Origin of the sequence: Kolteria novifilia (assembly GCA_007748055.1) — a bacterium.
In the GTDB taxonomy this organism is placed as follows: domain Bacteria; phylum Planctomycetota; class Planctomycetia; order Kolteriales; family Kolteriaceae; genus Kolteria; species Kolteria novifilia.
On sequence record CP036279.1, the window covers coordinates 4,715,942 to 4,728,611 of the forward strand.

At 61.9% G+C, this 12,670-nt stretch carries 7 protein-coding genes; all 7 read left to right on the forward strand.

Features of this window, described 5'->3' with window-relative positions; genetic code table 11:
• The first annotated feature begins 255 nt into the window (after positions 1-255).
• The 7 genes from lnt (at position 256) to Pan216_RS17355 (ending at position 12,449) form a co-directional block, all read left to right on the forward strand.
• Positions 256-2,064: an apolipoprotein N-acyltransferase gene (gene lnt / locus Pan216_RS17325; RefSeq protein WP_145259755.1), complete on the forward strand. Its 1,809-nt coding sequence runs from the start codon at positions 256-258 to the stop codon at positions 2,062-2,064.
• Between the two features lie 407 nt (positions 2,065-2,471).
• Positions 2,472-3,455 (forward strand): hypothetical protein, encoded by a 984-nt coding sequence (locus Pan216_RS17330; protein WP_145259756.1) that lies wholly within the window; start codon positions 2,472-2,474, stop codon positions 3,453-3,455.
• Positions 3,456-3,564: 109 nt separating this feature from the next.
• Complete coding sequence (locus Pan216_RS17335; protein ID WP_419192655.1) at positions 3,565-6,741, forward strand: hybrid sensor histidine kinase/response regulator; 3,177 nt, start codon at positions 3,565-3,567, stop codon at positions 6,739-6,741.
• Positions 6,719-7,636 carry a diguanylate cyclase gene (locus Pan216_RS17340; RefSeq protein WP_145259760.1) on the forward strand — a complete coding sequence of 306 codons (918 nt, stop codon included), beginning with the start codon at positions 6,719-6,721 and terminating at the stop codon, positions 7,634-7,636. The genes Pan216_RS17335 and Pan216_RS17340 overlap by 23 nt, the downstream gene beginning before the upstream one ends.
• A 521-nt stretch (positions 7,637-8,157) precedes the next feature.
• Positions 8,158-10,434, forward strand: a complete 2,277-nt coding sequence (locus Pan216_RS17345) for an ATP-binding protein (protein ID WP_145259762.1) — start codon at positions 8,158-8,160, stop codon at positions 10,432-10,434.
• Positions 10,434-10,823 (forward strand): response regulator, encoded by a 390-nt coding sequence (locus Pan216_RS17350; protein WP_145259764.1) that lies wholly within the window; start codon positions 10,434-10,436, stop codon positions 10,821-10,823. The genes Pan216_RS17345 and Pan216_RS17350 overlap by 1 nt, the downstream gene beginning before the upstream one ends.
• Positions 10,824-10,859: 36 nt before the next feature.
• Entirely contained in the window at positions 10,860-12,449 is a 1,590-nt protein-coding gene (locus Pan216_RS17355) for a hybrid sensor histidine kinase/response regulator (RefSeq protein WP_145259766.1), read from the forward strand.
• Positions 12,450-12,670: the final 221 nt, after the last annotated feature.

A 12,670-nucleotide genomic window follows, 5' to 3' on the forward strand; every position in this document is an offset into this window, starting at 1 on the left:
GTAGGTCGGTCTTTGCGCATCTCGCGCAGGTGGTTACAGTGCTGAAAGGGCAAGTATCTAGCCCAACGTCTCGGCTCGGTTTGTCGGTCGCGTCGCAATCGTCGCCGACGGGCTCGCGCGGGTCTACCTAGACTCCCCAATCGCCCGCCCATCGCGTCGTAGACGCTCGAATCGAACCGTACCAGGAACGTGACGCCCCGTGTGGAGCTCATCTACCCCACGTTGGCGGACGGAAGTCACACGACGAGGAACCAGATGAGCGAATCGGGCACGGTGGCGACTCCCCCAAGTCGACCACGGCCATCCACGGAGAGTTCGTCGACCGCGACGCCCTTGGTCGACCGGGTCCTGTCGCCGTCGTGGCCTTGGCTGCTGGGAATCCCCAGTCTCGGGGGCGTGCTTCTTTGGGGAAGCTTTTGGTGGCCGGTGCTGACCTGGATCGCCCTGGTTCCCTTCGGCTGGCTGATCGTCGCCAACGCCGATCGCCGGCTGGTCTATCTCGGAGCCTGGTTTTGCGGGCTGGTCTTCTTCCTACCCGGCGTCCAGTGGCTTCGCTACTGTGACGATTCCGCGTGGCTCGGATGGTTGCTCCTCGCGACCGCTCTCTCGTTATATGTCCCCGTCTCGCTTTTCGTCGCTCGGCTCCTCTATCGCGGGGCGAAATTCTCCCTCGTGCTGGCACTGCCGATCGCGTGGGTGGCGTTGGAGTACGTCCGGATGCACGCCTTCACCGGTTTCGGATGGCTCCTCTTGGCTCACTCGGTGCACACCTGGCTCCCGGTGATTCAGATCGCCGATCTCGGTGGCGTCTATGCCGTCAGCTTCGTCGTCGCGACGGTCAATGCCGCGATCATCGCCTCGGTGATGGCCTATCTTCGTCCCTCGACCAGGCGTTGGCAAAGCTACGGCTGGGAGGTCAGCTACGCCATCCTGCTCCTGGTGGCGACACTGATTTACGGGTCCGATCGCCTCGCACGGGCGAACTTTCGCGAAGGCCCTCGCGTCGGGCTGGTTCAAACCAACCTCCCGCAAAGCCTCAAGGATACTGACTGGGAGCGGACGTTGATGCACGCGATCGAGGTGACTCGGCCGCTATCGCAAAGCGACGCCGACGTCGTGATCTGGCCGGAGACGAGCTACCCCTATTCCTTCGGCGATATCGACGAAAGCCTCGACGACCTCCAACTCGACCAGTCGAGGATTGCCCGTCGCGGCCACCTCTTTCCCCCGGACGACAAGCAAGTCCAAGCCCAAGCCAGCTACGGCGAACTCGTTCGCTACAGCATGATGAACAACCGCCGCGAACTCGATCGGATGACCGACGAACTTGGACGTCCCTTGCTCATCGGCGGCATTCGCCACGTCTACGAGCCGAAGACCTCGTATCGCTACAATTCTTCGGTCCTCTTCGCACCCAAGAAGGGGGAAGTCGGCCACTACGACAAGCTCCACCTCGTCCCCTTCGGCGAGTACCTGCCGCTCGAGGAGACCCTTCCCTTCCTCGCGATCCTGATGCCTTACGAGCCGACGCTCGAGTTCGGACTCGACCCGGCCAAGGACTATCAGACCATCCACGACGATGGCCTGAACATCGCGTCGCTCATCTGTTTCGAGGACACGATCCCCGACATCGCCCGCAATTTCGCCGCTCGACAGACCTCCGAGAAACCGATCGACTTCTTCGTCAACCAATCCAACGACGGCTGGTTCCACGCCTCGGAGGAGGCCGATCAGCACCTCGCCGCGGGGCTCTTCCGCTGCGTCGAATGCCGAACGCCCATGGTCCGGGCCTCCAACACTGGCTATTCGGGCCTCGTCGACGGCAACGGTCAGATTGTCCAGCTCCTCGAAGGCACCGACGCCGCCGATGGCACCAAGCTGAACAAGGGCGTGCAAGGAACGCTGGTGACCACGGTTCCGCTCGATAACCGGTCGTCTCTCTATGTTTCGCTCGGCGACTGGCTGCCGATCGTCTGCTTCGTGCTGATCGGCATCGGCCTGTTCATGTCCCAAGTCCACGGGATCCGTCTCACGCCCCCGAGCCTTCGCAAGCGCAAAGAGTGACCTTCGCGAAATCAGACTCAAGCGCTCGGCAGATCGTCGCGACTCCAGGCATCGGTCCGGTGTCGCCGCCTGTCCTACCCAGCCAGACACCATTCCACCCTTAATGGATTAGGTCACTCGGCGCCCCCCATGCTGCATCCAGCCTTCTCCAGCCCTCCATCTTTCGGAAAAGATGGACGAAATTGAACACGTTCTCTTGCCCATTCCAGTAGGAGTACTATGGTTGTGCAACCGACGTCGCCAGAGAGGTACGTCGTACTACGACTGAACCACCTATGCTTGTCACTACAACATGCTCGTCCAGTAGATTTGAGGATCATTGACTCGGGAAACACCTTACGCGATGGGCATCAATGGGATCATCACATCACCGGTCAATCTGCTGTTGGTGGAGCGGGCTGACTTTCTTGGTGGGCTCCTTCACCACATTCGCGGTCGCTCAGGACGGGCCAGTCGCCGAAACGGCGGCGACTCGCTCCGCTCCCGACGACGCCCGGAAGAGAGTCGATGCGACAACTCCCGCCGATCTCGCGGTCGCTGTCAGTCACTTGAACCAATCGCTCGAGCTACTTCGAGAGCTCATGGGCCGCCCCGTGAACACGCAGGGCAAGCTGCGTTTGAGGGGAGCGGCTCCGCGCGAGGTCTACTTCCTCGCCCGAACGCTCTTCCGTAAGGCCGATCGCCTAAGCGCCGAACGAACCCATGAACACGGCGCCGAACTCGACACTCCCGAAGGGGAGATCACCGCGGCCGATGTCCTCGAGGTAATTGACCAAGCCCAGCGGCGAGTCGACCGGGTCCTCCAGCGAATCGATCCCGACGCGACCCTTCCCCCATCCGCGCCCAGGACCGCCGCGGACTACGACCAACTTAGCCAGGAAATCGTCCAGGCGAACCGACAGCTCAATTTGCTCTTGGACCGGCGGTTCTCACCGAACGACGTCTACGAGAACGTGACGACAGGCATCAGCTACGCCGCCCGCTTGTTGGCGGAGTTCCCCGGTGCCCAGCGTGTTCTCGCTCCCCCCGAATTCGAGAGCAGAAAGCGACCGGCCAATGTCTATCGACGGTTGATCGAGTGCTTTGGTCGAATCCGAATCATTTCCGAGGCCTCCGGGGTGCAAACGATGACGCTCGACGTCGACGAGGAGGCGATCGACCGGGCGACGCCGAGTGACGTCTACGACATCGCTTCGATTCTGGTGGCGGAATTGGCTGATCTCCATCGACGGTTGCCTGATTCACATCCGCCGAGGCGCGTCGTCTATCCGGGTCAGAAACTTCCCTCGCATGTCTTCCAGCGGGTGGGACTGCTGGAAAAACAACTGGTCGAGCTCGAGAAACTCGTTCAACAACACCCCCAATGGCTCCACCATGACAACTCCCAGTAGGACCCTGCTCGCGTCGGAATCCGCTCGTCGAACCGGCGACGGGACCCGAACTCGGACCACAATTCGAGGCCGGCTGATACGCTCGCATCTGCTCGTGGCGTCGATCGGGTTGGCGTCACTGGTGGTGCTGCTGCCGGTGATGAACGGGCTTCGGGACTACGCGGTGGTGGTCGCGACGAACCGCGCCCCGACCGCCCAGCTTTCGACACGGGCGCTGGCGGGACTCAACCGCTCCCTGGCGGCGCTACGAGCTTGGATGATTGTCGCCGACCCGACTCATCGGTTCGAACGACATGAGGCGTGGAACACCGAGATTCTCCCCGCGATACGGCGGATGGAAACGTTGAGCCCGACTTGGACCAACCCCCTCAATCGCGAGCGACTCGCCCAGATTCAATCCCGGATGGAGGATCTGCAAGAGCTGCAGTGGTGGATCGAGGATATGGTGCACGAACCGGGAAACGAGCCGGCGCGCCTGATCTTCGATGTCGATTTGCTACCGATCTGCAACGCGATCACGGCGGCAATCTCCTCCACCGTGGAACTGGAAAGCCAGCTTCCCCCGAGCCGCAAGCGGCAACGGCGGCTGACGGACCTGGCAAGCTTGCAGTCTCAGTTCGCGGCCGCTCACCAAGAACTGCTCTCGTACATCGAACGAGGACTGCCGTCCGATCGACAGGAAGCCGTCCGCATGTTCTCCCTCGCGCGAGAGCAGGCCTCACGGGTTTTCTCCCCCCAAGCGACCTCCGAGGGCGACCTCGCTGAACTGGTCGCGTTCACTCCGACGGCGATGGACTCCTACTGGCACTATGCCAAGGTCGCGATTGCCGAACGTGAACGAGACGGTGGCAACGTGGCGGCGTCCATTTTCAAGGAACAGGCTGTTCCGACGGCGCGGGCGATCACTGGGTTGCTCCAACAGATGTCGACCAACCAAGAGTATCTAATGATCAAGGACACTGATGCGATCGTCGCGGTCAGCCGCATCGCGTTCGTCCTGGCGTTGGCCTCCATCGCGCTCGTCGCGGTGGCCGCGCTGACGATCTCAATCTGGCGTGCCCGCGAACTGTCCGAGCCGATCACGACGCTCGCCGCGGCATCCGCCGAGTTGGCCGAGGGTCGCTGGCTCGAGAGGATTCCGGTCGTTACCGACGACGAGTTGGGATTCCTGACGGAGACCTTCAACCGCATGGGCAAGAACCTGCGGGAGGCCTACCAGGAGTTGGCGTCCGCCAAGGAGGTCGCCGAGTCCGCCAACGTCGCCAAGAGTGACTTCCTCTCCAACATGAGCCATGAGATCCGCACCCCCCTCAATGGCATCATCGGGATGACTCAGATTCTGCTCGACAACCCGGCAACCCCCGAGCAAAAGGATCGCTTGCGCGTCGTCGAGGAGTGTTCCACCTCGCTGCTCGAACTCGTTAACGACATCCTCGACTTCTCCAAGATCGAAGCGGGACAACTGAACCTCGACACCGGGCCCTTCGACTTGTGGCGTCTGTCCGATTCGGTCGCCGACGTCGTGCGGCAACGCGCAGCTTCGAAAGGTTTGGAGTTGGTGTTTGGCATCGCGCCCAACTGCCCACGCTTTCTCATCGGCGACTCGATGCGGCTGAGGCAGGTCCTGATCAACCTGGTCGGCAATGCGGTCAAGTTCACCGAGCGGGGACATGTCTACTTCCACGTCGAGTCGTTCGAAAACGGCGCAGACCGATCCAAGCTTCGCTTTTCGGTCGAGGACACCGGCATCGGCATGACGGACGCCACGATGTCGCGACTCTTTCAGCGCTTCGAGCAAGGCAACACGTCCACGACGCGCCGCTACGGCGGCACGGGGTTGGGGCTGGCCATCAGCCGCCGACTGGTCGAGATGATGGGCGGTACGATCGAAGTGGCGAGTTGTGTCGATCGGGGATCGCGGTTCTGGTTCGAGGTCGAACTCCCCCACGGCAATCCGATCGCGGAGAAACCGCGGAAAGTCGACATCACGGGAGTGCCGATCCTCGTGGTCGACGACAATCTGGTCAATCGTCGCGTCCTGACCGAACAACTCGGGAGTTGGGGATGCGCGGTCACGGCCGTGACGTCGGCCGCCGAGGCGATGGAGGCATTGACGACCGCCGCCAACCAGGACAAGCCCTTCTCCCTGGCGATTCTCGACCACGACATGCCGGACGTCGACGGGATCATGCTTGCCCAGTTGATCCGTACCTCGCCGAGTCTTCAAGGGCTCACGCTGATCATGCTCACCTCGATCGGCACCCACGGCGGCAATGTCGAGTATCAGGAGCTCGGCTTCTCGGCCTGGCTGGTCAAGCCGGTCACGATCTCCAAGCTCTTCGAAGCCGTCACTCGTGTCAGGGCGTTCGGAAGTCCATCGCCCCTTGCTCCCGCCACCTCGCCAGCAAGAGAGGAAGAGTCGGAAGCCTTCTTCAAGGATCAATTCAACGCTCGCGCCCTGGTCACTGATGATGTGACCGTGAATCAAACGATCGCCCAGTACGCCCTCGAGAGTCTGGGATGTGAGGTCGCATTGGCCTCCAATGGTCAGGAGGCTGTCGACGCAGTGCGCGACGGTCACTTCGACGTCGTCTTCATGGATTGCGAAATGCCCGTGATGGACGGGTTTGACGCGACGCGAGCGATTCGCCAACTCTACGATGATCGTCCCGATGAACGTCCGACGATCATCGCGATGACCGCCCGCGCCCTCAAAGGCGAGCGAGAACACTGCCTCGAGGCCGGAATGGACGACTACCTCTCCAAACCGGTCAAACTCGAGTCCTTTCACCGTATGCTGTCGAAGTGGTGTGTCGCGTCGCTGCCGATTTCGATCGACTCCGACGAGCCCCCGACGGGCCCCCCTTCGCCAACCGATATTGGCGCCCCTCCCGAGAACGGCTCCGACAACGACCCGGAGATTCCCGTTCTCGATCGCACCACGCTCGACTCGCTGCGAAACATGGTTCAAGCCGACGCGGCCTTCACCAAGATTCTCAGCGTCTTTCGCGAAAGTGGCTCGGCGACGATCGACGAACTGAAGACGGCGGCCGACGCGGGCAACGTCGACGAGGTCGGCAAGTTGGCCCACCGACTGAAAGGGTCGAGCTCCAACCTTGGCGCGACATCTCTCTCCAACCTCGCCCGTCAGATCGAACGGTCGGCGAAAGCGGGAGAACTCGACGAGCTACAAACCGCCTACGAGTCACTGAACGTGGCTTATCGTCAGTTTGAAAAGGAACTCTCTTGCTACCAGGAAGACCATGAAAGCACTTATTGCCGATGACGACGCGCTGTTTCGCGTCCTCATAGGGGTCGTGCTCAAGCAGCGTGGTCACGAAGTCTTCGAGACGGACAACGGGGACGACGCGCTCGAGTTGATCGAGCGCGAGAAGTGCGGGATCGTGTTGACCGACTGGATGATGCCGGGACTGGACGGACTGGAGCTCTGTCGGCGGATTCGGTCCTCCGAGGAGTTCCGACATATCTACATCATCATGATCACCGCAAACGAGGGGGCCGAATCGTTCCTCCATGGCATGGACGCGGGGGCGGACGACTTCATCTCCAAACCGATCAATCACCCGGAGCTAGTCGCCCGGATCCGGGTTGCCGAGCGGCTCGTCGACTTGCACGAAGATATGCGAGCCCTCAATCTTCGCCTCGAGAACCTCGCTCAGACCGATGGCTTGACCGGGCTGGCCAATCGCCGCCTCCTGGACCAACGGCTTGACCACGATTGGAGGTTGGCGGGCCGTACACTGATGCCGATCTCGGTCGTCATGTGCGATATCGACTACTTCAAGCGTTTGAACGACTCCGCCGGGCACTTGGCGGGGGATCAATGCCTCCAGGCCGTGGCGGAGGAACTACGGGCGACGGCAAAACGGACAACCGACCTGGCCGCCCGCTACGGTGGCGAGGAGTTCGCCCTTCTCCTGCCCAACACGCCCTACGAGCAAGGCGTTCAACTCGCCGAGACGTTCCGCCAGCGGGTCCTTGACCGAAGGATTCCCCATCCCGACTCGCCCGTTGGCCCCCACGTCTCCGTCAGCATCGGCGTCGCGGCCCCCGCCATCTCCCCCGAGGGGGACGCCAAGGACTTTCTGCGCACCGCCGACAGTGCCCTCTACCGCGCGAAGATGTCCGGCCGCAATTCCGTGGAAGGCTCCCTGCACTAGTGCCCTGGTCCATTTGGCGCCAAGGGGTTGGGCCCGCACCGACGCAACCATCAAGCTGGAACATGTTGCTCGTCAGACTGCCTCGCGACCTGACGGCGTCAACCACACTCCTCTCTTCCCCATGGGCGAAGGGAATTCGTGAGGTCGCTTCTCTACTTTTTCTTCTTGCCGGATACAAAAAGGATCGCAAGAGGGAGAATAGCAAGTTGCCGCAATCGCTCTCAAGAACGCCACGATCGTCGAGCGGCCAGTTGCTCACGCCACAAGTGCGATGACCTTCTTCCAGCGACGATCCTCGAAACACGCTCTTTGGCGGCGATTGGAGATGCCGCCGTCGCCATTCGATCCGCCCGGCGAACTTTTGCGTTCGATCCGCCCGGCGAACTTTGCGTTCGATCCGCCAGGCGAACTTTTGCGTTCGATCCGCCAGGCGAACTTTGCGTTCGATCCGCCAGGCGAACTTTGCGTTCGATCCGCCGGTCGAACATGCCGGTCGATGCGGCCATGGTGGGAGCTAGCACATGAGTCAACCGGACGACACTTCGTATCACGTCGATCTGAACAACTGTGATCGAGAGCCCATTCACATTCCCGGCGCGATTCAGCCACACGGCTGCCTGCTGGTTTATTCGTCCGAGGAACAGTACCTAACGGGCTATAGTAAGAACGCTCCCCAATGGATCGGTCGCGTACCGAAATTCGGCGAGCCTCCGGAAGCCAGCTTCTCCAACGAGTTCGTTGACGAGCTGCGCGACCTCCTCAAGTTCTCCGGTGGCATCGTCCACCACATCGCGTATCCTCCGCCAACCGCCGCTTCAAATGCGGCGACCTTCACCTCCGCCGCGGCGCACCATCACGATGGTCAAATCCTGATCGAACTCGAGCGACCGAGCCAGGAGGGGGCGAACGCCCGCCTATTGAGAAGTTTGCCGTTGCGACTCAACCTCGCCAACCAGCGACTGCAAGCCTGCCGAACGCCCGACGAGTTGTATCAGACGATTGCCCGCGAAGTCCGCGAGCTGAGTGGTTACGATCGCGTGATGGTCTATCGCTTTCTGGAAGATGGGCATGGGGCGGTCGTCGGCGAGGCGGTGGACGAGCGCTTCGGCCGTTTCCTGGGATTGCACTACCCGGCGACCGACATCCCACAACCCGCGCGGCGTCTCTATCTGCTCAACACCGTGCGTTCCATCGCGGATATCGAGGCCACGCCCGCGGACATCGTTCGCGACGCGTCGGTCGATCATCGACCGCTCGACCTCAGTTACAGTTGCTTTCGCGCGGTCTCCCCCATTCACATCGAATACTTGCGAAACATGGGCGTCCGCGCCTCGATGTCGATCAGCATCATCGACAATGGCAAGCTGTGGGGGCTGATCGCGTGTCACCACTACGAACCGAGGAGCCTCTCCTTCGAGGACCGCGCCGCGTGCGAGATCCTTGGGATCACCGTCGGCACCTACCTGACCGCCCGCGAACGCGATCGCCACAACGAGATCGTTTCCGAACGCAGGGCCCGTCACGCGCTGCTGATGCGACGTCTTGCCGCCGCGGATCACTTCGCCGAGTCGCTCGCCGAATCGAGTGACTCCCTTCGCGAACTCGTCGACGCGGACGGAGTCGCCGTCTGTTGGCGCGGTGGTCCCACGTCTTCGGGCGACACGCCTGACTCCTCGTTGGTCGCCGAACTTGCAACCACGCAACTGCTCGGTCGAGATGCGATCTGGACGTGCCAGTCCCTGGTCAACGAATGTGGCTACGAACAGAGTCGGCTCGGTCCGTCGCGCGGCGTGTTGGCCGTTCCGCTGGCGACGCCCGACCTGTATGGCCTGCTCTTTTTCCGCAACGAGTATATTCACGAAGTCCATTGGGCGGGAAACCCGAACAAGCCGGCGGAAGTGCAAGGCAACGGCGTTCGACTCTCGCCCAGGCGGTCCTTCGACGAGTGGAGCGAGACCGTCAAGGATCGGGCGCGCGAATGGTCGGCGGCCGACTTGGACATCGCGGACGACATTCGGGGCGGCATGATCGAGCTGCTCGGACGCCGAGCCGCGCAGTTGGCCGCGATGAATGCCGAACTACGGCGTTTAAACGACGACCTCGACTCGTTCGCCTACGCCGCCTCGCACGATTTGCGCGAACCGTTGCGGGGGCTGAATCACAATCTTTACATGCTCGCGGAAGAGCTGAAGGGCTTGCCCGAGCAACCGCCGGGCATCGCCAAACGCCGCGAGGCGATCGGCGTTCTATGCGACCGCATGGACGATCTCGTTCAGGGACTGCTACGCCTCTCGCGAGCCGGTCGGGGTGAACTCGAACGCGAGGAGTTGGAGCTGCGAGCGGTCGTGCGGGATGCCATTGCGATGGCCTGGAACGACGGCGCGCCGGAGGACGTCTCCATCACTGTCGAGGACGACGCCGGTCCCCTGAAAGCCGACTATGCTTGCTTACGTGAGTTGCTCGCCAACTTGCTGAGCAACGCGGCGAAATACAATCAGCGTCCGGTGAAGTCGATCGTCGTCCGCACACGTCGCGACGCGGGACGCCGAACAAGGATGGGCGATCCACCCATCGTCGTCGACGTGGAGGACAACGGCGTCGGGATGACCGCGGATCAGATCCCGCGCGCGTTCGAGATCTTTCGGCGGCTGCTCCAATCGGAATCATACGGCGACGGCACCGGTGCTGGCCTGGCGATCGTCAAGAAAATCGTGCATCGTCATGGTGGCGAGATCTGGGTCGATTCGACCCCCGGGATCGGGTCGACCTTTCGGTTCACGCTGGAAGCGAGCGACTGATGGCTCACGCGAAACCGATGATTTGCTTTGTCGAGGACTCCGACATCGACTTCGAGATGGCCTTGTTGGCGACGCGTCGCGTGCGACCTGACGCCGAGGTTCGGCGCTGTGTCACCTTTCACGACGCCGTCCGAACGCTAGGCGACGCCGACTTGTCGCTGATCGTGCTCGACATGAACCTGCCCGATGGCAACGGCCTCGAAGTATTGAGGCACTTGCGGAACCTGGGCATGCGCGAGGAGGTCTCGGTGGTCGTCTTTTCCACATCGGCCAATCCGAACGATCGCGAAGGGGCGCTACAGGCCGGTGCGAACGAGTACGTACAGAAACCTTCTCGAACGGAAGTCTTTCTGGAGGCCGTCGGCACCTTCGTCGAACGCTGGGCTTGAACGAGAGTGAGAACGGGGAGTCTTCGAGGATCGCTCATGAAGGATCGAACCATACTCATTGTCGACGACTTCGCCGAAGACCGCGAGTCGGTGGCGATCGCTCTGCGCCAAGATCCTCAGGTGCGCTACCGAATCCTCGAAGCGGCGACCGGCGACCAGGGACTGCGCATCCTCGAGGAGCAATCCAGTTCGATCGATCTGGTGTTCCTCGACTTTCGCTTGCCCGACATGAACGCGAATGACTTCGTCGACAAACTCTTGCGGGGTCGCGACGTGCCGCCGGTGCCGATCATCGTGCTAACCGGAAGTCTTCCCACGATGTTCCAAGGCCTCGAATCGCTTCGCCGGGGTGTCCAGGACTTCTTCACCAAGCTGGAAGCGAGCAGTTCGATCGTCTCTCGGATTGCTCAGAACGCCATCGAACGTCACAAGTTGCTGCAGCAAGTGGTCGAGAGCGAACGTCGAGCCTCGGAAGCGTCCGACAAAGCGGCACGCGCCGACCGCGCCAAGTCGCAGTTCCTCGCCTTGATCAGCCACGAACTTCGGACGCCACTGACGGCGATCTTGGGGTTCTGTCGGCTGCTCGAACAGGATCTCGACTGTCCGCAGCGGGAAGAGATGCTGCGAACCGTCATCGGTAGCGGCGAACATCTCGAGGAGCTTCTCAACGACTTGATCGACATCGCGAAGGTTGAAGCGGGGACGCTCGAACTCGACCCCACCGAGTTCGATCCGCGCAAACTGGTGCGAACGACGATCTCGCTGCTGAGCAAACGCGCGACCGACAAAGGCATTCGCGTCGACGTCGACTTGGACCTCTCGACGCCCCCCGCGGTTCGGGCGGACGCGATGCGTTTTCGGCAGATCCTCGTCAATCTCATCGGCAACGCGATCAAGTTCACCGACAGCGGTTCGGTCCTAGCGAAAGTCACGTGGGACGCGGGGACCGAAATGCTGGAACTCGGCGTCACCGACACCGGGCCCGGCATCCCCGAGGAGATGATCCCCAACCTCTTCACGCCGTTCAAACAGGGCGGCTTGAACTCCGAACGCAAACGGTCCGGCGCGGGACTGGGGCTCGCCATCTCGCATCAACTGGCGCGCATGATGGGTGGCGATCTGCGGCTCGAATCGACCAGCGAGCGCGGAACGGCGTTCACCGCCAGCCTCGAGGCCCCGCGAGTCGTTCGTTCCGGGCCGCAAGAGGCCACTAGCGACAGCGACGTCTCCCAACCGGTCGATCTGGCGGGCAAGCGCATCGTCGCCGCGGATGACATTCGCGCCAATCGCTTCCTGCTCGAACGTCTCCTCTCCCCAACCGCGGCCGAGATCACGATGGTGGACGACGGAGCCGCGGTCCTCGAGGTGATCGGAACACCCGAGCAGCCGCGAGCCGATTTGGTCATCCTGGACATGTTGATGCCGGTGCTCGACGGCTACGAGACGACGCGCGAGCTACGCCGCCGGGGCTTCACTTTCCCGATCATCGCACTGACGGCCGCCGCGAGCACGACCGATCACGACACTTGTCTCGAAGCGGGCTGCGATACCGTCGTCACCAAGCCGATCGACGTCCGCACGCTCTTCTCCACCCTCCACCGCGCCCTGCAATCATCGAATGAGTGACACCGCCGTACCGCAATCGATGTCTATCCCACCGTGCACGAAACGCGTCCCCGGTTGACCGGCGCGCCCAACGCAAACCCCGGAAGGGGCTATCCAACCTCGAGTGTTTCCCACCGGATGTTGAACGGACTATTCGCAGTCCTGCAAACCCTTTCAATACCACGACCGAAGGGAATGCCATTTCCGGAGAATCAGCGAAGGAGGTCATCAACGCAGCAGTC